Genomic DNA, 23,867 nt, shown 5'->3' with positions numbered 1-23,867 from the left:
CTGTTTCTGCAGGAATGACAGTTAAACCACTAAACAAAAAACGACTCAACCAATTTTTTTGGGATTCTGCTTCACAAAAGCAGCCCAACCTGAATAACTTTTACCCAAACTAACCTTCCCTGAATTGTAAAAATGGCAAACCGCAGCGGCCAGACCATCGGTTGCATCCAAATTATTAGGGAGGGTTTGTAACCCTAGTAAGCTTTGTAGCATTTTGGCCACCTGCTCCTTGCTCGCATTACCATTGCCAGTAATGGCCATTTTTATTTTTTTTGGTGAATACTCGGTAATAGGGACTTGTCGGCTAAGTCCAGCAGCCATAGCTACACCTTGGGCACGTCCCAACTTGAGCATACTCTGTACATTTTTTCCATAAAAAGGAGCTTCAATAGCAATTTCATCGGGATGATGGGTTTCAATGAGCTCAATGGTACGTTCAAAAATCAACTTAAGCTTCAAATAGTGATCGTCGTATTTTTTTAAATCGAGCTCATTCAGCTGCATAAATCGCATGGTTTTTCCATCTACTTTTATGAGTCCAAACCCCATAATGGTCGTCCCTGGATCGATTCCTAAAATAATACGCTCTTTAGCCATTTTATTCACAATAATAACACCCACTCAATGAAATGGAAGCGCCAACGGTTAGAGTTAACACATTCCCATTAAACGATCCGAAACCATTTGAAATGGGATCAAAATCTTTACAAAATCCATTAATATAAGACGCATCCAAAAACAAAGACAACTTATCAGACAATCCGTAATGGAATTCCATCCCTGCCATAACATTAAAATAAGACGTATCATTTTGAGTATAATTACCTAATGGTTTAACCATAGAAAATCCAGGGCCTGCATGGATAAAAGTCCCCATACCTGAGGGTAAAAAACTAAAAATTCGTGAAGCATCATACACCAATTGTATATTGATTCGAGAAAAGTTTAGCTTGAATTCCTGAGCACTTTCCTCATTTGACATTCTACTAAAGCCATAATCCAACTTAGCGCCCCACCTTGGCTTAAACATGTATTGCAAACCTAAATTAACGGTTGGAAAATTATAGGACTTTGCTTCGAAGCCTTGTATGAACCCTTCTTTAGAAGGGTTATTTACACCCAAAGCTATTTGCGCCTTAAATGTACTTGTATCTTGGGCACCTCCATTAAACCCTACCATAATAAATACAAACAAAAATAATTGTAGTTTGAAAGACTTAAAATTTGAGGTCATAAAACAATATTAGTTTATTTTGCATCACACGATGGATACGCTACCCTACAAAGCTAAACAATTCTTTTTTGTGCTCATTAAATTAGGCATTGTATTGTTTGCATTTTACTTTATCTACAAAAAATTAATATCTAACAATCAATTGGATTTTGTAAATTTTATTGAATCTTTAACCAAGAACAAGATGCTCTCATTGAAAAACGGTCTTCTTTTATTTCTTTTGAGCAGCTTTAACTGGTTTTTTGAAATTTTAAAATGGCAAAATTTGGTGTCGTATGTGCAAAAAATAACATTCTATGAGGCATTAAAACAAAGCTTAAGTTCATTAACTGCTTCTCTATTCACACCTAATAGAGTAGGAGAATATGGTATAAAATCGATTTACTACAGTAAAAATAAACGAAAGCGCGTAATGCTCATTAACTTTATAAGCAATATGCTACAAATGTGCACTACTTTGATTTTTGGCATTATTGGATTCTTATTTTTTATTAATCGGTATAATCCACCAATAAACTATTTCAAACTTATAATCCTTTTCTTTTCTATTAGCATAACAGTAGTTCTTATATTTTTATGGATTAAACAGAACTCTATTAAAATTAGAGGTATTCCTCTAAGTAAAGTTAAACATTATATTTTCTATTTTCCAAGAGACGTATTGGTAAGAGGCGGCTTATATGCCATAATGCGCTATGGTATCTTTTCGTTTCAATTTTATGCCTTGTTATTGCTTTTTGGGATTGATATTTTGTATTTAGAGTGTATGATCATTGTTTCATCCACATACCTTTTAGCATCTATTATACCTACTATTTCTATATTTGATGCTGTAATTAAAGGCAGCATTGCCGTTTACCTGTTTTCATTTTTGAATGTTGACAGTCTAACTATTTTATCGATAACATCCCTCATGTGGATCCTTAATTTTGCATTGCCAAGTGTTGTTGGTTGTTATTATATCGTTCTATTTAAACTTCCCAAAATTGACATGGAATCATGATATATATTGCATTGTTCATAACCATTATCTATCTTATTCTTATTGGACTTTTTATTTGGGGGCATGACAAAATAAACACCTTTCACCTGCCAGACATAGAACCTAAAACCAGCTTTACTGTAGTTATACCGTTTAGGAACGAAGCTAATAATTTGCCCTATTTGTTACAGTCGATTAAAGCCTTAGCCTATCCAAATCACCTGTTTGAGATTATTTTTGTTGATGATGACTCTACCGATGCTTCTGTTAAAATCATAGAGGAATACTTAAACAATTGCTACAACATTTCAATTATTAAAAATAAAAGAATTTCGAAATCACCTAAAAAAGATGCTATTACAACAGCCATAGAAGCTTCAAAACACGATTGGATTATCACAACAGATGCCGATTGCACGATACCCAAATATTGGCTGAATAGTTTTGATACATTTATCCAAGACACTAAAAGTAAATGTATTGTTGCTCCAGTTAAATTGGTATTGGGGCGAACATTTTTAAATCAATTTCAAGTTTTGGATATGCTTAGCTTACAGGGTGCCACTTTAGGTGGATTTGGCATTGAAAAACCATTCTTGTGCAATGGAGCTAATTTAGGATATGAAAAGACATTGTTTTATGAGCTTCATGGGTTTGAGGGAAACACCCATATTGCCAGTGGCGATGATATTTTCTTTTTAGAAAAGGCATTGAAGCATTCACCAAAAAAAGTTAATTATTTAAAATGTGAAGAAGCTGTTGTAACTACCCTTTCAGAAATATCATGGAAAAGCTATATAGAACAACGAATCAGATGGGGTTCAAAAACAAGGCATTACAGAAATAGTTTTGCTAAACTTACTGGCCTACTAGTCTTTTTAATGAATATAGTGATTCCCAGTTTATTAATACTTTCCCTGGCAGGATACTTAAGCTTTAAACCATTACTATATCTTATTATTATTAAGTTTAGTATAGACTTATGTTTAATTTATAAAACGGCTTCCTTTTTCGATCAAAAAGACTGCTTAAAAAACTATTTTATAAGCTTTATAATCTATCCGTTCATAAGTACTTATATTGTATTCAGTGCTTTATTTAGACCTTATAAGTGGAAAGACAGAACGTTTAAAACATAACTTTTTCTCGTTTATTTTTATTATTTTTATTGGAGTCCAACAGCCCTTTTAAATGAAAACGCTTTTCCTTTTACTCATTTTTTTATTAATCCCTACTTTTTACTCTATTGCTCAAGAACATTATACCATAAACGGTGAAACTTTAATTTTAAATACCGAGGTTGAAGGTGATTTAGATTTGTTGACCTTAAAATTGGATAAAGGTTATCGATTTTTTGTAAGGGATAGCAACAATAACATACAAGAGCTTATTAACACTAGAGATATAGATAGCACCTATTTTAATGAATTTAGACATACATTAACCGAATTGACCAAAGACTCCAACATGTCTACCGAGCAAGTGGCATTCAGCAAATATGGCCTTAAACAATTCATTAAAGCATACAATAAAAAGGGAACAAGACGTTATGCCTATACCGAAGACAAAGTAGAAACCCAAATTAGGTTAGGCGTTTTTGGTGGCTTAACAAACCATCCTCTAGTTGAAAACATCAACAATACTAAAACGGTGTGTTTTGGCACAGAAGTAGAACTATTTGAAAAAAAAGAACATTCTAGACAATCGGGTTTTATTGGTCTAGAAAAAACCTTAAAAAGTGATGGTTTTAATTATACATCTACCATAATAAATTTGGGTTATCGATTTCGGTTTATCAATTGTTCTATTTTTAACACTTATATAAACCTTCAATTAGCGACCTACACATTTTCAAAACATGTGGTACTCGTTGAAAATGAAAACATGACACTTGAAGAAATGACCGTAAAAAATAATGCCTTTAGAGTGCCTTTTATTTTTGGCATTGGCAGTGATATTAAGGTTTCAGAGAGGGGTTTCATCACCCTAATTTATAATGAAATTGTTTCCGTTTTTGTAAAAAACAACGGGCATTTTCCAATAAATTTCTCAATTGGCTACAAGTTTAATTTATAGCTTAATTAACATTTATAATAATTGGGAGTTTGAATTCGGTCTTAACATGCTGTCCACGTTTTACTGCCGGAAAAATGTCTGGCAAGGAGTCTAAACTTTTATGGAGCAAGATTTTTATATTGGGAATTTCCTTTTCGGTAATAGAATCCAGTTGAATGTCATTAAGCTGTAAATCGCCTTTTTCAGACACCTTAAAATCAAGGCTAACCGTATCATTAATATCTTGGGTGACCACTATAATCTCCTTTTGTAAAACAGTCATAATATGCTCCCGCAATACACGTTCAAAACATTGCTTTTGTTCCTGCTTTATTAAGGATGAATCACAAACTTTAAAACTAGGATAGGCATCTACCTCATCCCAATTAAAGGTTTTTAATTCTTCCTTTAAAATGGCTTCGGGTGTTGTTTTTTTTACTTTGAAACGCTCGCACGAAAAGCATGCAAGACAGACCAAAAAAATACAGATTTTTTTCATGGATTAATCTATACCCGAAAAATACGATTTTTTTGGTTTTTAATACCTATTTAAAAGAAAAACCGAAGTTGGAACTTCGGTTTTAAATAATTCAGTATCTAAAAAATTAAAGTTAATAAACATATTTAATCTTGCACCTGAAAGATGATAGGCAAAGAATAAAGCACATCTACTCTTTTACCTTTATGTTCGCCAGGCGTCATTTTTGGCAATGTTTTTATTACCCTGACTGCTTCCTCTTCCAATACTTGATGAGGAGCTCTTGATTTTTCAATTTCTATACTACCTTTCTTTGTAATCTTAAAAACAACATTGATCCTTTGTTGCCCCTTTAAACCTAAGCTTTTAGTTAAATTTGTATTGAAATTTCGATTGACATGCTTCTGAATTTCATTAGATACGCACTTTCTTTGTTCGTCTTGAGATAGGCTTTCACAACCTGCAAATGTAGGTACCTTATCTAAAATAGCAAAAGGTACAGCCAAACCTCCCAAAGTATCATCGGCATAGCCAACAACAGATACTTCATCCAGTATTTGCGTGTCGTCTTCAACTTCAAAAATAATGGGCAATGAATAGGGTACGGTCACCTCTTTGCCCTTTTGATTTCCAGGAATCATTTTTGGCAAGGCATTAATAACCCGAATGGCTTCTTCTTCCAAATCTTTGTGTGGAGCCCTAGCTCTAATTTCATTCAAATTGACTACTCCAAATCTATCTATTTTAAATACAACGTTTATTCTTTGTCTACCCTTTAAGCCTAAATCGTTGGCCAATTCTGTATTAAACTTTCTTGCTACAAATTCTTGGATTTTCTCAGACATACACTGTCTTTTCTCCACATTTGTAACTAAGTTTTCACAGCCAGGAAAAATAGGCACATCTTCTATTACAGCAAATGGAACTTCAATATCTTCAGAGGACTCATTTTTTGAAGGGGTTTGACCATAAGCAATCACCACTGTTTCATCAGCAACCGATTGGTCTTGAACTTGAAAGATAATGGGTAATGAATAAGGTACAATAACTGCTTTTCCTTTTTGTTTTCCTGGAGTCATTTGAGGCAGTGTTTTTATGACCCTAATAGCTTCTTCCTCCAATTTGGGATGGGGAGCCTTTGATCGAATACCTGTAACATGACCTTCTGTATCTATTTTAAATATGACGTCAATACGCTGCCTGCCTGTTAAACCTAATTGCATAGCTAAGGCTGTATTAAAGTTTCTATTCACGTGATTAGCAATCCCATTCGTTACACATGCTTTTTGTTCCTCTTTTGACAGGTTTTCACATTCAGGAAACACAGGAACTTGATCTAGGACTGCGAAGGGAACATCTTTTTCATTTAAATTCTTTTTTTCCAATTTTGACTGAAACTTTTTGTGAGCAACCATTTTGTACTTATAACCCCCATCTGAATATGCTTTTAACAGCACATAATCTTTTGGAGCCTGTTCACTTTCACTGTGTAAAGTATATGTGAATTCACCAATTGTTGGATTCTCATCAACCCAAACAACATAATTTGGATTTGACTTTAAAAAATCCACCTGTTTTTGTTTTGAATCTATAGATTTTGTAAGTGCCGCCTTATCTAAATTGACTTTGTTTACATTGACTGTATAAGTATATTCACTTAAATCTGGTTTAATACGAACTGATTTATTTTGAGCTTCAGAGGACGTATAAACAAGTATCCCTGCCACCATAGGAATCAATAAGGCATACTTTAAAAGATTAATTTGTTTTGATTTTGATTTTTGTAACATAACGATTCGTTTTTTGATTAATGATTGTTGAAAAAATGGATTGATGAATGATATTTTTTTCGTTTCAAAAACTTGTGTCAAGAGGTTTTGATAGTATTTCGATTTGCTTTCATGCTTTACCGCTTCGGCATCCGCTATAAACTCATGTAGCGCAGTAACTCTGTTTTGGTACATGTATACCAATGGATTAAACCAAAACAAAATTCGGAACAGTTCAAAAAACAAAAGATCCAAACTGTGCATTTGTTTCACATGTACCACCTCGTGCTTTAATATGGATTGCTTTTCGTCTTCATTTAATAGTTCCCCTAAAAACACATATCTAAAAAAGGAAAAAGCAGCACTACTATTTAAAAGTTTAACTAGGGTTAACCTACCAAAATTGACCTTGGAATTTTTCAGGATTAATAGCAAAATCCTAATAACCTTTATTAGAAAAACCAAAGCCGCTAAGCCCATACCCGCATAAAATACAATCTCCCAAAAAGACATGTATTCATTATTTTGAATCACCACGGCATCCAACGCAATGGGAGCATTGGTATTTGCTGCCGATGACCCCAAGATAACTTCCGGAAGTGAAATAACATACTCTTGGGGTACTATTTTCTTAAAGCTCTCAACTTTTATAAACGGCAGCGCAACAGACAAAATAGCAGTTGTAATTAGATAAAACCTATTCCAATTAAAAAAGGTCTCCCCTTTTAAAAACAGGTCGTATATCAACAAGAAAAATACCTGAAAGGCTATGGTTTCAATAATGTAATGTGCCATGACTACTGCTCTTTATTGATTTCTTTTAAAATAGATTCCAATTCTTTTAAGCTAACATCATTTTTCTTGACAAAAAAGGACACCATACTCTTAAAAGAGCCTTGAAAGTAATTATCCACTAATTTGTTTAAGGACTGATTACTGTAATCCTGCTGCTTAATTATTGGAAAATATACATGGCCTTTTCCCTCTTTTTCATGATCGACAAAACCTTTACTTTCCAATATCCTCACTATGGTAGACACGGTATTGTACGCTGGTTTCGGCTCTGGTAAGCACCCTATTATCGCTTTAACATTGCCTTTGCCTAGCTGCCAAAGTATTTGCATGATCTCCTCTTCTGCCTTGGTAAGTTGTAACATGATTTTTTATTTTTTAAATATTGAACTAAACATTTAGTTAAACAAATATAACTAAAAAATTAGTTTAAACTAATTTTTTAGTTTAAAAATGTAACATTTAGTATTCAAAAACGTCTTATTCATTGTAAAACTTAAATCTGTTTATGGATATTTTTTTAATTTTTGTTGCCTCGTTATTTATGGTTCTTGGAATTATTGGAAGTTTTCTTCCCATTTTGCCAGGCCCATTAACCAGCTGGGTGGGATTGTTAATTGTTCATTTTACAGAAGGTATTCCTATGAATACCTCTTTTTTGGTTATCACGCTAATTACTGCATTACTAATTTGGGTATTGGACTATATAATCCCCGCCATAGGCACCAAACGCTTTGGCGGTAGTAGATTGGGCATGATTGGCACAACTCTAGGCCTCATTATTGGGCTGTTCGCTCCAATTCCTGGTGGTATTATCATTGGTCCATTTTTAGGCGCTCTTGTCGGGGAACTTATAAACAGGAACGATTCCAAAATTGCATTTAAGGCTGCTTTTGGATCTTTTATTGGTTTTCTAACCTCAACATTCATTAAGTTTATTGTGGCTATAATTTACTTAGGTCTTTTTATAGCCATTCTTGTTTAACTTATACATCAATCCCTAAGAAAAGAAGAAGCCCTATGGGTCTCTCACCTCCACAGGGCCTATGTAAATTGCTATTATCAACAATAAATTTGAGGGATTAATTAAATTGTAGTGTTGATATTACAAACCTAAACATTAGTTTTAACTTTTTGCTGCGGAAAAACCGTAAGCACATTACGGTATAATTGTAAGTTCTAGTAATAATAAGGTGTTTCTTAATAAAAAAATTATACAAACCCTTGCTTTCTAGCCTCATTTAACAAGGTTTCATCTTGACCGTCTTCAACACAAAACAAATCTTTAAGTTGTCGCTTTCTTTTTTCAACAGCACTCAAGGACATATCTAAATGCGAGGCTAGGCTTTTGGTTTTAACCCCTTGTGATAATAGGTGTAGAATCTTTCTATTTTTTTCGTCAATTACAATATCACTGGTTATCGTTTTTCTAATATGGCTATTTACCGTACCACTATAAAAAGGCGGATTGTAAAGGACTGCTTGAAATGCACTTGCCAATTCACTAGAAGTTAAATCACTTTTAATAAGAAATCCTTCCGGATCAATAGTTTTAATGATGTTATGGATTCTAAATGACTCATTAAACATAGTAAGAATAATGATCTTTGCTCTGGGCAAAATCTTTCGCGCATGTTCTGCTAGATCTTCACCAGAATTCATAGTCCCATCGGATGATGGTGGTAAACTTATATCAACAAATAATACATTGTAGGGATCGTTTTGGGCTACGGATTTATCCATAAACCTCAGTGCTTCATCACAATTGTTAGCAATATCTATACGTAATTCTTGATTTTCAGTTTTTGTAAACTGTAGGGTATTTTGATAACCTTCAATAATCATTGGATGGTCATCTATCATTAATATTTTTATTCTTTCGGTCATAATTGTCGTTAGGGTATAGGGACTTCTATACTTACTTTGGTTCCTTTGGCTATTTCAGAATTGATTTTTATTTTTCCATTAATGCCTTTAATTCTGGAATGTATATTTTTAAGACCTATACCAGACTTTGCTTTGTTAACATCAAACCCTTTACCATCATCTTCAACAGCTAAGCAAATTACATTATTTTTTAATTTAAAGCTAATTTTTACATGTTTAGCATTGGCATGTTTATATATATTATGTAATGCCTCCTGTACAATTCTATAAATGTGGATTTTCTTTATATTAGACACTTCATCCCAATTTATTACTTCATCGTAATCCAATTTATACTCTACATCGTAGGCCAAGCATTGTGTCTCTACCAATGTTTTTAAAATATCCATAAAACCGCTACCTGCCACAAAATCGGTGTTCAATTCATGGGACACTTTTCTAATATCCTGTTCTATGGTTTTTAATTCTTCAATATATTGCCCTCTACTTTTAATAGCTTCCGTACTGGTGGCCATATTTAAACTATCAAGGCTTAACCTTGTGCCAAACAGTCGCCCTAATACACCATCATGGAGTTCTTCGGAGATCCGTTTCTTTTCTTGGGTTCTTGCTTCTTCTATACTTTCATTTTGTGAAAGCATGAGGTTATATATCTCTTCGTTTGCTTCTTGTTGTTGCTGAACAAACCTCAATTCTTTATTTTTATTTCTCTGGTGAATCACCAAATAAAGTAATAATGAAGCTAGAATAACAACTACCGATATGATTAACAGCCACATACGTTCTTTAGCTATTTGTATATTTTCTTGTTCTATCTTCTGAGTTTCAAAACGTATTCTGGCAAATTTGTCACGAATGGCACGTTCGGCTTTTTGTATACTATCACTAAGTGAAACATAATCCTTTAAAAATTTGATAGCTTTATCTTTTTCCTCAGTTTCCGATAAAATCAATAATGACTTTAATAAATCATCATTGTTATATTTTTCCGAAATTTCTTTAGCCTTGTATGCATAATATAAAGCAGAATCTTTTAGACCTTTATAGTTATAGTATTCTGCCAAATGCTGATGAATTATAATGGAGTTATATTCTAAACCTGTGCTATCACAAATTTTTAAAGCCTTAAGATATAAATCAGGTAATTTATCTAACTCTTTTAACAAATATAATGTATGGGAATAATTTCCTAAAGCTAAAACGTATATATCTGTATGGTTGGCAATTAGACTTTCGTCCTCTAAAATTCTATTGAATGCTTCTTTAGCCAACACATATTTTCCAGCTTCCTTATAAACATAACCTATATTGTTTTCTGATAATCCAATACTTCTTTGGAAATCGCCATCCAGTTCTTTCTTAATATCTAAAGCCATATTGTGGTACTTTATAGATTCTTCAAACTGACCAAGTTCATTAAATACAATTCCTAATTGATTATAATTGTAGGCTCTATATTCAATAACATTTTTATCTATTGGCAATTCATTCAAAATAGTTAAGGATTCTATTAAAGTAACCTCACTACCTGTATAATCTTTATTATTGGACTGGCAAACACCAATACCATAAAGTGTTATGGCTGTTTCATACTTGTAATTGTTTTTTCTAAAAATCTTTTCGGCTGTTTGATAATAATAATATGCAGTATCTACCAACAACGATTTTCTATATAATTCTCCAACTTTATAATATTCTCTTGCAATAAAAATTGAGTCAAAAGATTTGTTTTTGTCTAAATGATTTAGGATGGAATCTATTTGTAGTATATTACGTTCCGTCTGGGCACTTATAAAAAAGAAACCGAAAAAAACTGTTATATAGAATATTTTATATTTCAATAATTATAGCCATTTACCACTACTATCAAATGTAGCATAATTTTTTAATTTATTGCTATAGCTATTTTAATTACAAAAAAATCCCACGCTTTATTGCATGGGATTCAATTTTATGACTTGTATATTTTTTCTTAATCACTTCCTTGACCTCCAGTATATGGAACATCAAAAGTCTCTGGAGATTTTAATACGTCGTCCTCGTTTAAATCTTGCTTGGTACAAGATGTAAGTGCTGTAAAAAACACAGTAACTAACAATATAAGTTTTAGGGCTTTCATAAATATTCGATTTTAAGGTTAAACTCTTTTTTCTATTGATTTAAAAACTTTAAATACTAAACTTGATAAAGCCTTTGGCGAACCAAAATCTTTAACGAGGGAAAAATGGAATAATTAACTTCAAAATCGAACACAAAAAAGCGCTCAGATTTCATTTACTTAAATTTTGAGGGAAAAAGACCTTAGGGTCAAAATGGATTAATTTATCTTAACAGCACTGAGGGGATTGCACTTTCATCGTTAAGACGTTACTAAAATAGGTTAAAGAGTCTCTTTATTGATAATGTTTTCGATGAAATACATTTTTTATCGATGAAGTGCATTTAATCGATAAAAGGATCCTGTACTATTATCTGTTTAAAGTAGATTGGTTATTAACTAAGCTCGTTTTAACAATGGTTGTTTTATATTCCAAAACTTCATCGTGCTTTTTCTCTAGTCGTTTGATCAACAGGTCAGCCGCATTAGCTCCTATCTGTTTGGCATGTTGTCTAATTGTAGTAAGCTTAGGAATAGAATGTTGTGACACCGATTGACTTGAAAAACCAATAACCGATATATCTTTTGGTACCTGTAATCCCAAATATAAAGCCACATTAATAGCAATAACACCAGAAGCGCTATCAGCTGCCAAAACACCATCTACATTTTGGTTTTCTTTAAAGAAGGACATTATTTTATGCTGATAGTCGTCTTCCTTCTTTAACTTAAGTTCCAATACTTCTTGGGTACCCTGCTCTAGAATAGCCTTTTTATATCCATGTTGCCTAAGCTTACCAACACTTAAATCATCTATTCCACTAAAAAAAGCTATTTTTTTCCTGTTTTCAGAAATCAAATTTTTGGTTGCATTATAAGTGGCGTCAAAATCATCGGCAATTACTTTGTCACAAAACACATCGTATGCTACCCTGTCGAACATGACAATGGGTAATCCTTGGTTAATAGTTTTTTTAAAATGGTTAATTTCATTTTTTATCTGTGTTTCTTCAGCAACACACAAAATAAAACCATCTACACTTCCATTAGCTAAAACTTCTAACGCCTTTTTCTCTTTTTCTAATGATTCGTTAGAAATACAGGTCATAATATTATAACCTCTTTGGGTAGCCTCCCGTTCTATACCAAATAATACTTTTGCCAAAAAATAATTAAGGATATCTGGAATAATAACCCCTATTGTTTTAGTCCTATTTTGTTTTAAACTTAATGCTACTTTGTTTGGTGAATAATTATACAATTCGGCAAGTTCCTTAACACGCCTTACTGTTTCCTCTCCTATCTCCTCACTATTATTTAAAGCTTTGGAAACTGTAGAAATAGAGACATTTAACTCTTTTGCCAACTGTTTTAAAGTAACCATTTATAAAGGATTAGTATATTCTCTGCAATTTAGCAAAAATACATGTTGTACAATACATTTAAAAAAAACTCTTTATTTTATAGATTAGTCCGTTTTAAAGACAAAAAAAAAGGCACATACAAATTGCACATGCCACTAGCTATTAATCATTATTAAAATCTTGGAGAGAATTTAGCTGACAATTTATAATTAATAAAACTTTTTTATGTAACAAAAGTTACATAAAAAATTAAGATATGATCATTTTAATATCTTTTATATATTAAAACTAATTTAATTATTAGTTAAAGATAGAGTCACATTTAACTTATCCAAAAATATGGAAAGCTTATCAAGCTTAAATACTTTATATTTATATTTACATTCAAATTAAACTTATGCGATCTAAAATCTTATTATTCATTGGAATCATCTTTTTGGTTACAGGTATTTTGCTGAAAAAAATAATTCAAGTGGAAGCTTTTGGATTAATTTTAATTATAATAGGAGTTACATTTAAATTCTTATATATTATTATCAAAGTTAAAAGCGGTGAATATAAACCTGGAAAAGAAATATTGTTTTTGGCAATAGGGTTATTACTGTTTTTTTCTGGAATATACCTTAAAAATACTAATCAAACTGTAATCAAACCAATCTATTTGATAATTTCTGGAATAACGCTTAAAATAATTTTTATCATTAAGTTTATTCAAATTATTAAATCCAATAAAGAAGTAAATTCCTAAGCAAAAAGGACCCATAAAAAAGCACCTCATTTTTCTATAAAGAAAAAAGCTTTTCATAGGCTTAACTACTCAAGCCTTTTAATAAAAATAGCACTGCAATTGATCTCCGCTTTTTAACATGGACTTCATAGATTATTTTTTGAACTTTTAAGCAAAACTTGACATTTATTTATAATTTTTCTTTGCTTCAAATAATCTAAACTTTAAAATCATGCAAAAAATATTATTAAGTCTAGCATTTATATTTTCTTTATTTAATGTTTCTGCACAAGAACCAAGTAGTAAAATAATTATTGATGTTACAAGCACTAACTTTAAGGTATATCAATCTGTACTTCTAACACTTAAAATCATGACAAAAAGCCATCCAAACACCCACTTTGATATAATAGCCTATGGAGAAGCTGTACCTATGATGATGAAAAACCAATCTGTTGTGGCAGACGAAATATTAAAGTATATAGAAAATCAAAATATAAATTTTACAGCTTGTGAAGTTAGCATGTCATTATTCAATATTAAAAGAGAACAACTATTAGAAGGTGTAAAAACTGTGGCTAATGCAGTAGATGACATTGTAAAAAAACAGAATGAGGGCTGGGGCTATATAAAATCTGGAAACTGATATGAAATAAATAATTAATTTGATTTTTTGATTTTTTTATGACTATGCCTCTCTAACATATACACCTCTATTTTTAACTATTAAAAATATAATATTTAAATTTGTTAGAGGGGCATATTAAAATGCAAGTTCATATCATATAAAAATCCATGCATAATTTATTTGAAAATATAAGGGACAGTTTAGTATTCAATAAATTTATGATAGATGAATTGATTTGTGTGGAATACTCTTGCCCGGTTGAAGATGAGCATGTTGGGGTTTATACACAATCTGATTATTTAATACATGTTTTAAGTGGAAAAAAAACATGGAAAACAATTGAAGGCGAATGGGTTATGGAGGCCGGCCAAACCTTATTTGTTAAAAAAGGAGCCGCTATTGTTACCCAATATTTTGAAGATGACTTTTGTATGCTAGGCTTCTTTTTACCTGATGACATTATTAGAAATTCACTGGAGGAAACCATAAATCGCATCCCAAATGGCAACACAATGGATGTACATCAATTTACTGCCACTAAGCTGCCTTCAAAAGATTACATAGAAAACTTTATTCAATCTATGTTTCCCTACTTCAAAGACAGAAAAGACCCTCCAGAGCCAATACTAAGATTAAAGCTTAAAGAGCTTCTTATAAACATAATATACCACTCTGAAAATGACCTGCTCGTTTCTTATTTGAAAACAGTCACCTTAAATTCGGAACCTTCATTAACCCATATAATGGAGACCAATTTTTCATTTAATCTCAAACTGGAGGAGTACGCCAAATTATGTCACAGAAGTTTATCTACATTTAAACGAGATTTTTTTAATCATTATAATACGACACCAGGAAAATGGTTGCTAAACAAGAGGCTTGAACACGCTGCAAATCTCATTTTAAAAAACACATTAAATATTACACAAATCGCTTTTGAAAGTGGATTTGAAGATGTCTCTCATTTTAGTAGGGTGTTTAAAACAAAGTTCGGCGTGACACCAAGCTCATTTTCTAAAAATATGACTTCCTAACCTTCTGAACTTCTTAAACCATTTTTTAAACTTTTAAGCAAAGTTTAGGCTTTTGTTATGTGCGTACTTTGTAATACTAACAAATTAATAATAAAGTATTATGAAAACAACGCTAAGATCAACAAGTTGGACAACAAAAATCCATGAGATTGGAGAAGAATTTGCCCGTAATGCCTTAAAACATGATATTGACGGCACATTTGTTCAAGACAACTATTTAAAACTTAAGGAATTAAAATTCTTTTCTGCTGCAATTCCCTTTGAGTTTGGAGGCGCTGGAGTAGCACATAAAGAAATGTGCGAAATTATTAAGACAATAGCATATTATTGCAGTTCTACGGCTTTGGCTTTCTCCATGCATCAACACTTAATATCGGCGGCTGTCTGGAAATACAAGTACAAAGGTGTAGGGCAAGATTTTTTACGTCATGTTGCTGAAAACGAACTCGTACTCATAAGCACTGGCGCAAGGGACTGGCTTAGCTCTAATGGTGACCTAAAAAAAACCAGCGGAGGATACTTATTTTCTGGAACCAAGCATTTTGCCAGTCAATCTGCCGGCGGTGATATTGTGGTAACCAGTGGGACGTACTTAAACAAAAATAATTCATGGGACGTCCTTCACTTTACCGTTCCCATGACCTCAAATGGAGTTTCAATATTAGATAATTGGAATGTTATGGGAATGCGCGGAACAGGATCCAATTCCATTTTGTTTGAGGACGTATTTATACCCGACTCCGCAATAACCTTATCCAGACCTAAAAACGAATTTCACCCTGTTTGGAACGTTGTACTTACAGTAGCATTACCATTAATAATGTCTACCTACATAGGTATAGCCGAAAAAGCAAAGGTAATTGCTATTACAAAAGGCAAAACTTACCATAGAAACCAAAAGCATATAGCTACACTTATTGGTAGACTAAATAATGTGCTGTTAAGTGCTCAAACCGAATGGAAAGCAATGTATTACCTAGCAAACGGATTAAATTTTACCCCTAGTGAGGCCATCACCATTGATATGCTCTCTCATAAAACCAATGTAGGTGAAAATACCAAGAAAACTGTGGCGTATGCCATGGAAGCCATAGGTGGACAAAGTTTCTACAGATCTAATATCCTGGAACGTTTGTTTAGGGATGTACAAGCTTCCCCTTTTCATCCTTTACCTAAATGGGAACAATATGCTTTTACTGGTGAACGCATAATTAACTCTTAAATAATCTAACTAATTAAATTATGGATTTTGAAAATAGATATATAGATGAACTTATTGCAATACGTGAAGAGGCGAGGGAATGTAAGAATTATAACTTATCAGATAAGATACGTAACTACTTAGACAGCAAACACATTTTTATTTTTGACTCAGCTAACCAACAAATTGTCTATCATAGAAAAAAAGGCTCAAGACAAGACCTTATCAAAGAAATAAAAAAAGAACAGCGAGCCGAGAAATTATTTTATGCCTGGCTATATTCAATTAATAAAACAACTAAGACAATACATCATGAAAACTTTTAAAAATGCATTGAATAAGAATCAGCTAAATGCATATATATTAACCTATTGTGCTAAGGGAGATTTTAAACTTTCAAATCAAGAAGCAGAATTTATTAAACATAAAACTAAAATTGAAAGTTTAGATAAAATTAATTGCGAAATGAATAAGTATAATGATTATCAAATAATTCAAAAAATAAAAGATTCAATTGATGAATATAATTATTCAAACAATGAGCTAGAAAATCTCTTCAATGACATGCAAGAAGTGATTGAAGTTAATAATGGGTATAATGCATTAAAGCAAAATATCCATCGAGGTCTAAAACACATTTTAATGTAAAGGTTAAGTCCTATGTAGACCTCAGATAATAAGGTACTAAACTCTAATTATAATACTCTATGGTCCTTTCAGCAATAATATATAAGGGGTCATTCTTTTGGCTATCAAAAAGAACACACTCTACCCAATCCCCATGTTCATTATAAGTATATTTGGCCGTTGATTCTGATATCTTTTTGTTTTTTCTATATACTGTATGGACCGTATGATTCCCTTTTTCATTATACATATCTATTGATTTTCGCTTTCCCCAATCTTTGGTATATTCTACTAATTTTTCATCCATACTATAAACTTCTGTAATGGTATACTCCACATCACCCTTATCATCATATGTATAAATCATGTGTTTTTTACTATTGTCCAAATAATCATGTACTCTTTTAAAGGTTTTAACACTCCCTTTAATTTTCAAGAATCCTGTTTTACTCGGCATCTGTTCAACCGTCTTTATTTCCTCTTTAACTTTGTTGTCATCAATATACTTGTAATTCAAAGTAATAATCCTTTTGTCATAGGATCTAATAGGAGGCAAACCTTTTTCTAAAGACTTTTTCTCAATACTCTTTTTTTCCTCGCTTAAAAGACCATTGTCTATATATTGATATTCCCATTGTATCGTTATTGTATCAATAGTTTTTGGATGTAAAGGCCCTAATTGGGTGGTATCTATATACATATACTTTTCTTTTAATACATTACCCTCTGTATCCAGTAATTCGAAATGATGATTGTTTAATGGAGCTATATCCTCAAATTCAGTTTCTATTGTATGATTAAGGCTGTCATTATTGGAAAGATAGTATCTCTGATAATCTTCATCAGTAAGATCCTTACTCCAATATTTATAAAACAAATTATTCAACCACCCTTTTAATGGCACAGCATGTTTATTCCATCTTGTTTTTTCAATTCTACCCAAAGAATCGTATGATATTCTTAATACAATACTATCATTTAATTCAAGCATCGTCATCTTGGCTTTAACTACCTGATTATTTTCATTGTAGTCATAGTTTTCCCTTAAATGATATTCCCCTTTATTATTTGGATAATATATGTCTTTTATAAGTCCATTTCTATCATATTCAATCTTACCAGTATTAAAATCACCACTAATGGGGTACCTAGGCTTGATTTTATAAATGGGTTCACCCTTCTTAACCTGACCATTAACAACACTGGCTTTAAATAATTTGATTTCAATACTTTTCATTTGATCACTGGTATTTACTGGTTGAGCCCAGGAAGCTAGACATACCATGATGATTATTATGAATATGCAATGTGACTTTTCCATCCCCTAGTGGTTATTATTTAATACATTTTTAAACAATACAATCTTAGACTTATTGCCGTAAGTTTTTCATTAACTAATAGGCATTGTTTCTAAAGTTTGCTATTTTAAACTAAAAATTTAACCATTTAATTTATTTCTTAAAATGATATTAATCATGTCATTAATTTGAATGGCTAGTATAAAATATCTTATGAAATTTGAACATAACAAAAGGTTCCCTTAATTAGGAAAATCTTATATCGAGTCTATTTCTAAACTACTTTAGCAAATATAAGTGCCTTGACAATTCTCCATCAATGGTTCGGGGCAGGACATATCTTTAATTTATAATCTTATAAAACAATTCATTTCTAATAACACTCTTGCCCATGAAGTAATGTTTTTGTATTTTAATAAAATGGGACTATATGATAAACACATACTTCCTAAGGTAGTTGATTGGGCTTGCAGGCAAAAGCCGACAAGAAAACAAAGAGAAAAAATAATACCCCTTGCCCATGGGAATGTATTAGAAATAGGTATAGGTTCAGGCTTAAATTTACCGTTTTATAACAAAACCAATGTAAAACACCTTACTGCAATTGACCCTTCGATTGAAATCTGGAATCAGAACAAATTTGATGTAAAAAGCTTCCCTTTTGAGTTTAATTTTATTAAGGCGATAGCTGAGAATATTCCAGTTGATAATAATAGTTTTGATTACGTAGTAATTACATATACATTATGTAGCATCCCTGATGTCTCCAAGGCATTCAATGAAATTAGGAGGGTAATTAAGCCTAATGGAAAATTACTCTTTTGTGAACATGGTAAAGCTCCAGATAAATCTGTTCAAAAATGGCAAAACTACATTAATCCAATTTGGAAAAAGTTAGGTGGAGGATGTACACTTAATAAAGATATTCCTTCTTTAATAAAAAATAACGGCTTTAAGATTATTAATATGAAAACAATGTACATTCCTGGTTGGAAACCGGCAAGCTTTAATTTTTGGGGTAGTTCTGAAATTAAATAAAAAAGGTGAATTACATAATTCACCTTTTTTGCCCCAAATCTACCATGAACTTAACCTACTTATGTTATGGTGGGTGAAATATAAACCTGTTTAACCAATTAAAATAATTTTTTTAGTTAAGAAACCTAATTATTGGATTAACGGTCACCTTAAAGTATATTCATTTTCAAATTCATCCTTTTCCTTTACAATTAATCACATCTATTTTGAATACACTGTAATTTAAAAAACATAAAAAAGACTATTTAACCTTTGTTAAAAACTGGATATTTACCAAATAACACAACTGTTTTTAGCTAAAAAAATCAACTTGTTTAGAGTTCTCTCTGTAATCTTACAGTCTGGTGGGACCCTATAGACATATTAAAAATTAAATTTTTGATGTTTATTAAATTCATTACACCTAAATAATTACCTCTTTTCTTAACTGATTTTTATCATTCCTTAGCATAAATAGTTGGTATATCTTTAATGGTTTATCTTACTGGGTTTATCCATTATTTATGTGTTTCGATAAAGTTACATTGTTAAATAATATTAGCCTTGAGATATTCAAAATAATCATGTTAGCACTAGAACAAGAATACAAGATTGCCTGGATCATTATTTTTTAAACTGTAAAGCATGAAAAATACAACAAGTAAAAAGGTAATTGCTTGGATTGACCGTCACTTGGCTGATCCACGACTGGAACCTGAAGCTCTTCTTCGTAAGCGATGGACTTGGTTATACATGCTAGTTAACTTTATTGGTTTAACATGTATGACTGGTCTTGGATATGTGTGGGAAATATATCCAATCCTTTGGTTTGGCTATGCTTTAATTATTACCCAAATTGTAGCTATCCCCCTATTTCGTGTTTCAAAACGGTTTGACCTTGTTCTAAACATAAGCTATGGCATTATTGTTATTCTAGCGTTTGCCGTTATGTTGCAAACTGGTGGCCTCACAACTTCAATGGGCTTTGTTTTTATCGGGATAAATTGTGCCATGGGATCTGTTTTGGCTGGCAATTTACGTTGGACAATTGGAATGTTTGTTTTGTATTGTACCACAATCATACTTTTAGGCGTACTCCAACCCTATCTAGTAACCCCTGATTATATAACTCCTGAAGTCAATTCGTTTTATTTTGTAACTGATGCCGTATGGGTTAATGCCTGTGTACTTTTCTTGGTAATATTGTTCATGAAAGACAAAAGCCGATATGAAAAATCTGAAGCAGAAAAACTCAGGAAAATAGATGAAGTGAAAACCCAACTTTATACTAATGTTTCCCATGAATTTCGAACCCCATTAACAATCATTTCAGGTGTTGCAGATCAAATGGATCAAAATAAAGATAAGTGGCCACAAAATGGGCCCTATAAAATTAAAGTTCAAAGCCAGATACTACTAAGATTGGTAAACCAGATGTTGGACATTTCCAAAATAGAAGCTGGAAGCATGCATTTAAACTTAATTCATGGGGACATTAAGAAATTTGCACAATATGTTATTGGAACTTTCAGCAGCCTTGCCGAATACAAACATATTGAACTGCATATCAATATTAACAATGAGCCTCTTTATGCTGACTACGATCCTGAAAAACTAATGCATGTATTTGGAAATCTATTATCGAACTCAATAAAATTTACCTCTCGAGGAGGAAAGATTGATGTTAGTGTTTATGGAGATAACCTAAGAGGTCAAGAAATTCTGTACATTTCTGTAAGGGATAGTGGAAGAGGAATTCCAAAGGAGTCTATTAATTATATATTTGACCGCTTTTACCAAGTTCCTGACAAATACGATCAGATACAAGGCACCGGTTTGGGTTTGGCCCTAACTAAAGAACTTGTAAAATTAATGAAAGGAGATATTAATGTCAAAAGTAAGGTGGGAATAGGGTCAGAGTTTGTCGTTACCTTGCCCGTCAACAAAGAAGCCAGAATGGAAAAGGACCACGGAGTCTCAATGGTCAACTCGGATACTATTCATTCCATTATTCCGACACATAACGAAAACAAAGACTTAAAAATTAATCCGCAGTTATCTTTAGAAAACCCAATCCTTTTAATTGTTGAAGACAATAAAGATGTTGTAGAATACCTCATTACTATCCTTGGAGATCATTACATACTAGAGGTCGCTTTTAATGGTAAAGATGGACTTGAAAAAGCACTAGAAATCATTCCCGATTTAATTCTTACAGATATCATGATGCCAGAAATGGATGGCTTCGAAATGACCAGACATCTCAAAAATGATATCAGGACAGACCATATACCGATTGTAGTACTTACTGCAAAGGGAGACTTTCAATCAAAACTTTCAGGACTTCAAATAGGTGCCGATCACTATCTCATAAAACCATTTAGCGAAAAAGAACTATTACTGAAACTGAATAACCTTCTTGAGGCAAGACGTAAAATGCAAAAAAAGCTTGGCTCAATAAAATCCCTTTTCCGACAGGGTAACATGCATTACAAGCAGGAGATGTTATTTATGTCTAAAATCAATACCCTTCTCGATGAAAAATTACAGAATGAAAATTTAGGAATTAAAGATATATGCTTACACCTCAATATGAGCAGACCTCAACTTTATAGAAAATTTTCTGCATTAACAAACAATTCTATCGGTAAATATATTAGGTCTTATCGCTTACACAGAGCAAAAGCAATGATAGAAAGTCAGACCAAAAATGTAACAGAAGCAGCTATGGATTCTGGCTTTAAAAACCTATCTCATTTCAGCACCAGTTTCAGGGAAGAATTTGGCTACTCTCCAAGTGAACTTCTTTAAGTAAAGAATATATTTTCTTTTGAGAAGATTACCAAAATATTTGAGATTCTCACCAAAGTAAATCTCATTACAGAGATTTAATTTTAAAGAAACATTTTAGATAATAAGATTTTTAATTTAAATATTCTGAATCATGAAAACAAAATTATTAAGTATTGCCTTTATTGGTGTATTGGCATTGATCATGATAAATTGTAGCAAAGACTACGATGTAAAAAGCGATGTACAGCAGGATGTAATCCAGTCCCCCTTGGCCAACTATAGTTTCATTGGCAACCCTCTTGGTAAAACACTAATAAAACCAGGTAAAGACGTCACAAAAACTATCAAATTCTTTGATGCAACAGGTCCTTTTGAGTTTGATTTTAATGTTGATGGATGCGCTCCGGCCCCTTATCTAACGATTTCTGGAAAAGGAAATGCTTCCCATATAGGTTATTACACTGTAGAGAATCATGGGTGCTATGATGGTGTGAGTCCAATGTTAGGAATAATAACTGCTGCCAATGGCGATAAATTATACACCTATGTAGCATCAGCTGTTCAAGACCAGATTACCGGCATATGGACTTACCACTATGTTATATACGATGGCACGGGGCAATTTGCTGATGTTTATGGTGACATTTATATGCTAGGAACCATTGATTTTGAAAACTGGACATGGACTATGTCCGGAGAAGGAGAGATAACCTATTAATGCAAACTAGGAAATATAACAATAAAATAATTCCAGCTCCGCTAGCAGGAGCTGGTTTTACTGAAACAGTATAAAATATTATGTGCATGAATAATACACTGATATTGTATCAATAATTAATTTAAATCATTAAAAAAATTATACATGTACTGTTGAGATTCTTACCAAAGTAAATCCTATAACTTAAAGTTACTTTTATATTAAAGTTCAAAAAAAATCTAGGTTGTTAATTTAAATATTTTGAATCATGAAAAATATTACATTTTTATTTTGGACAGCAGTTATTGTATTGCTTTTGTCTCCCCAAAATGTAGTTGCCCAACCAGAGTATCAATTAGACCGAACTGAGGGATACTTATGGGAAGACCCTAATTGGTTTTTAGAATACAGGACTCAATACACCTATGATGATCCAGGTGCCGATTTTACGAATTCTTTATCTGAGATATACCTTGAGATTGACAATGAACTAGTCTGGCGACCATGGCATCAAATAATAAGAACTTACAATGAAGATAAGACACTTAATACAGAGATATTACAAGATCATGGTATTTTTTTTAGTGATGATGCAAAACCTAATTATAAGACAGAATATGAGTACGATTCACATGGAAAGAATATCAAAGTTACCCATTATAGCATTAATAGCATTGGTGATTGGACTAAAGATTGGCAGGATGTATTGCTTTATGACAATGGGTTGAATACAGAGGTTATCACCTATGAATGGGATGATACTTGGAAAGAATTTAAAAAAATTGAAAAAAATTACAACTCTGAAAATTGGATCATCAAACAGGAAGATTTTAATTGGGAGGATACCCACTGGGCCGTAACTCCTCAATCTACTACCGACTATACTTACTACCCCAATGGATTGTTAAAGGATGAAACTAAACGAAATGGAGGAAGTTTGGTAAATAATGCGCGTACTGAATATCTCTACGATAATGATAAGTTAAGTTTAGAAAGTCATTATGCATGGAATTATCCCAATGGGCCCTGGATCTTACTGGGGGATCTGCAATATTCTTATCAATCAAATGGTCAATTAAAGGAAGTCATTGATAATGGAGTTGTTACCTTTATTCGGACATAAAATTTAAGACTGTTTGTTACAAAACAAATATCTTAGAAACATGAAAAAACGAGTTTATAGTAA

24 protein-coding genes are annotated in these 23,867 nt (G+C 32.2%); 14 read left to right on the top strand and 10 right to left on the bottom strand.

What is annotated here, in order from left to right; genetic code table 11:
• Nucleotides 1–45 precede the first annotated feature (45 nt).
• Both ruvC and K7G79_RS12130 read right to left on the bottom strand, forming a co-directional pair.
• Nucleotides 46–597 carry a crossover junction endodeoxyribonuclease RuvC gene (gene ruvC, locus K7G79_RS12135; RefSeq protein WP_223551857.1) on the bottom strand — a complete coding sequence of 184 codons (552 nt, stop codon included), beginning with the start codon at nucleotides 595–597 and terminating at the stop codon, nucleotides 46–48.
• Nucleotide 598: 1 nt separating this feature from the next.
• Complete coding sequence (locus K7G79_RS12130) at nucleotides 599–1,234, bottom strand: outer membrane beta-barrel protein (RefSeq protein ID WP_223551856.1); 636 nt, start codon at nucleotides 1,232–1,234, stop codon at nucleotides 599–601.
• A gap of 184 nt (nucleotides 1,235–1,418) precedes the next feature.
• Here K7G79_RS12130 and K7G79_RS12125 point away from each other — a divergent pair, with 184 nt between their 5' ends.
• From K7G79_RS12125 to K7G79_RS12115, 3 genes are read left to right on the top strand one after another with little or no spacing between them, the layout of a single operon-like run.
• Nucleotides 1,419–2,237 carry a hypothetical protein gene (locus K7G79_RS12125; protein WP_370634221.1) on the top strand — a complete coding sequence of 273 codons (819 nt, stop codon included), beginning with the start codon at nucleotides 1,419–1,421 and terminating at the stop codon, nucleotides 2,235–2,237.
• Nucleotides 2,234–3,355 (top strand): glycosyltransferase, encoded by a 1,122-nt coding sequence (locus K7G79_RS12120; RefSeq protein ID WP_223551855.1) that lies wholly within the window; start codon nucleotides 2,234–2,236, stop codon nucleotides 3,353–3,355. Before K7G79_RS12125 ends, K7G79_RS12120 begins: the two co-directional genes overlap by 4 nt.
• A gap of 52 nt (nucleotides 3,356–3,407) precedes the next feature.
• Entirely contained in the window at nucleotides 3,408–4,292 is an 885-nt protein-coding gene (locus K7G79_RS12115; RefSeq protein ID WP_223551854.1) for a hypothetical protein, read from the top strand.
• Between the two features lies 1 nt (nucleotide 4,293).
• Here K7G79_RS12115 and K7G79_RS12110 read toward each other — a convergent pair whose 3' ends face one another.
• The 3 genes from K7G79_RS12110 to K7G79_RS12100 all read right to left on the bottom strand — a co-directional run bounded on the left by K7G79_RS12110 (nucleotide 4,294) and on the right by K7G79_RS12100 (nucleotide 7,675).
• Nucleotides 4,294–4,770, bottom strand: a complete 477-nt coding sequence (locus K7G79_RS12110; protein ID WP_223551853.1) for a hypothetical protein — start codon at nucleotides 4,768–4,770, stop codon at nucleotides 4,294–4,296.
• 125 nt (nucleotides 4,771–4,895) lie between these two features.
• A complete protein-coding gene (locus K7G79_RS12105) occupies nucleotides 4,896–7,313 on the bottom strand; it encodes a M56 family metallopeptidase (protein ID WP_223551852.1) in 2,418 nt (805 codons plus the stop codon).
• A gap of 2 nt (nucleotides 7,314–7,315) precedes the next feature.
• The gene (locus K7G79_RS12100) at nucleotides 7,316–7,675 is read right to left on the bottom strand and encodes a BlaI/MecI/CopY family transcriptional regulator (RefSeq protein ID WP_223551851.1); all 360 of its coding nucleotides are present in this window, start codon (nucleotides 7,673–7,675) and stop codon (nucleotides 7,316–7,318) included.
• 143 nt (nucleotides 7,676–7,818) lie between these two features.
• On the opposite strand from K7G79_RS12100, the gene K7G79_RS12095 reads away from it, so the two are divergent.
• Entirely contained in the window at nucleotides 7,819–8,295 is a 477-nt protein-coding gene (locus K7G79_RS12095) for a DUF456 domain-containing protein (protein ID WP_223551850.1), read from the top strand.
• 227 nt (nucleotides 8,296–8,522) lie between these two features.
• Here K7G79_RS12095 and K7G79_RS12090 read toward each other — a convergent pair whose 3' ends face one another.
• The 4 genes from K7G79_RS12090 to K7G79_RS12075 form a co-directional block, all read right to left on the bottom strand.
• On the bottom strand, nucleotides 8,523–9,197 hold the full coding sequence (locus tag K7G79_RS12090) for a response regulator (RefSeq protein WP_223551849.1): 675 nt from the start codon (nucleotides 9,195–9,197) through the stop codon (nucleotides 8,523–8,525).
• A gap of 8 nt (nucleotides 9,198–9,205) precedes the next feature.
• On the bottom strand, nucleotides 9,206–11,038 hold the full coding sequence (locus K7G79_RS12085) for a sensor histidine kinase (protein ID WP_223551848.1): 1,833 nt from the start codon (nucleotides 11,036–11,038) through the stop codon (nucleotides 9,206–9,208).
• A gap of 131 nt (nucleotides 11,039–11,169) precedes the next feature.
• Nucleotides 11,170–11,316: a hypothetical protein gene (locus K7G79_RS12080; RefSeq protein WP_223551847.1), complete on the bottom strand. Its 147-nt coding sequence runs from the start codon at nucleotides 11,314–11,316 to the stop codon at nucleotides 11,170–11,172.
• 349 nt (nucleotides 11,317–11,665) lie between these two features.
• Entirely contained in the window at nucleotides 11,666–12,679 is a 1,014-nt protein-coding gene (locus K7G79_RS12075) for a LacI family DNA-binding transcriptional regulator (protein WP_223551846.1), read from the bottom strand.
• A 377-nt stretch (nucleotides 12,680–13,056) separates the two neighbouring features.
• Here K7G79_RS12075 and K7G79_RS12070 point away from each other — a divergent pair, with 377 nt between their 5' ends.
• From K7G79_RS12070 to K7G79_RS12045, 6 genes are all read left to right on the top strand, one after another.
• Nucleotides 13,057–13,407, top strand: coding sequence for a hypothetical protein (locus K7G79_RS12070; RefSeq protein WP_223551845.1), 351 nt, complete (start codon nucleotides 13,057–13,059; stop codon nucleotides 13,405–13,407).
• A 211-nt stretch (nucleotides 13,408–13,618) separates the two neighbouring features.
• Entirely contained in the window at nucleotides 13,619–14,032 is a 414-nt protein-coding gene (locus K7G79_RS12065) for a DsrE/DsrF/DrsH-like family protein (RefSeq protein WP_223551844.1), read from the top strand.
• Between the two features lie 149 nt (nucleotides 14,033–14,181).
• On the top strand, nucleotides 14,182–15,048 hold the full coding sequence (locus tag K7G79_RS12060; RefSeq protein ID WP_223551843.1) for an AraC family transcriptional regulator: 867 nt from the start codon (nucleotides 14,182–14,184) through the stop codon (nucleotides 15,046–15,048).
• Nucleotides 15,049–15,148: 100 nt separating this feature from the next.
• Nucleotides 15,149–16,270, top strand: a complete 1,122-nt coding sequence (locus K7G79_RS12055) for an acyl-CoA dehydrogenase family protein (RefSeq protein ID WP_223551842.1) — start codon at nucleotides 15,149–15,151, stop codon at nucleotides 16,268–16,270.
• A 20-nt stretch (nucleotides 16,271–16,290) separates the two neighbouring features.
• Nucleotides 16,291–16,575 carry a hypothetical protein gene (locus K7G79_RS12050; RefSeq protein ID WP_223551841.1) on the top strand — a complete coding sequence of 95 codons (285 nt, stop codon included), beginning with the start codon at nucleotides 16,291–16,293 and terminating at the stop codon, nucleotides 16,573–16,575.
• Nucleotides 16,562–16,897: a hypothetical protein gene (locus tag K7G79_RS12045; protein WP_223551840.1), complete on the top strand. Its 336-nt coding sequence runs from the start codon at nucleotides 16,562–16,564 to the stop codon at nucleotides 16,895–16,897. The genes K7G79_RS12050 and K7G79_RS12045 overlap by 14 nt, the downstream gene beginning before the upstream one ends.
• 43 nt (nucleotides 16,898–16,940) lie before the next feature.
• Here K7G79_RS12045 and K7G79_RS12040 read toward each other — a convergent pair whose 3' ends face one another.
• The gene (locus K7G79_RS12040; protein WP_223551839.1) at nucleotides 16,941–18,197 is read right to left on the bottom strand and encodes a hypothetical protein; all 1,257 of its coding nucleotides are present in this window, start codon (nucleotides 18,195–18,197) and stop codon (nucleotides 16,941–16,943) included.
• A gap of 382 nt (nucleotides 18,198–18,579) precedes the next feature.
• On the opposite strand from K7G79_RS12040, the gene K7G79_RS12035 reads away from it, so the two are divergent.
• The 4 genes from K7G79_RS12035 to K7G79_RS12020 all read left to right on the top strand — a co-directional run bounded on the left by K7G79_RS12035 (nucleotide 18,580) and on the right by K7G79_RS12020 (nucleotide 23,804).
• On the top strand, nucleotides 18,580–19,212 hold the full coding sequence (locus K7G79_RS12035; RefSeq protein WP_223551838.1) for a class I SAM-dependent methyltransferase: 633 nt from the start codon (nucleotides 18,580–18,582) through the stop codon (nucleotides 19,210–19,212).
• A gap of 624 nt (nucleotides 19,213–19,836) precedes the next feature.
• Complete coding sequence (locus tag K7G79_RS12030) at nucleotides 19,837–22,002, top strand: ATP-binding protein (RefSeq protein WP_223551837.1); 2,166 nt, start codon at nucleotides 19,837–19,839, stop codon at nucleotides 22,000–22,002.
• Between the two features lie 133 nt (nucleotides 22,003–22,135).
• On the top strand, nucleotides 22,136–22,702 hold the full coding sequence (locus tag K7G79_RS12025; RefSeq protein WP_223551836.1) for a hypothetical protein: 567 nt from the start codon (nucleotides 22,136–22,138) through the stop codon (nucleotides 22,700–22,702).
• 247 nt (nucleotides 22,703–22,949) lie between these two features.
• On the top strand, nucleotides 22,950–23,804 hold the full coding sequence (locus tag K7G79_RS12020) for a hypothetical protein (RefSeq protein WP_223551835.1): 855 nt from the start codon (nucleotides 22,950–22,952) through the stop codon (nucleotides 23,802–23,804).
• The last annotated feature ends 63 nt before the right edge of the window (nucleotides 23,805–23,867 follow it).

The sequence above is a fragment of the Aestuariivivens sp. NBU2969 genome (assembly GCF_019931125.1).
In the GTDB taxonomy this organism is placed as follows: Bacteria; Bacteroidota; Bacteroidia; order Flavobacteriales; family Flavobacteriaceae; genus Aestuariivivens; species Aestuariivivens marinum.
The sequence above is the reverse complement of the archived record's forward strand: the minus strand, read 5'-3'. Positions and strand labels throughout refer to the sequence as shown.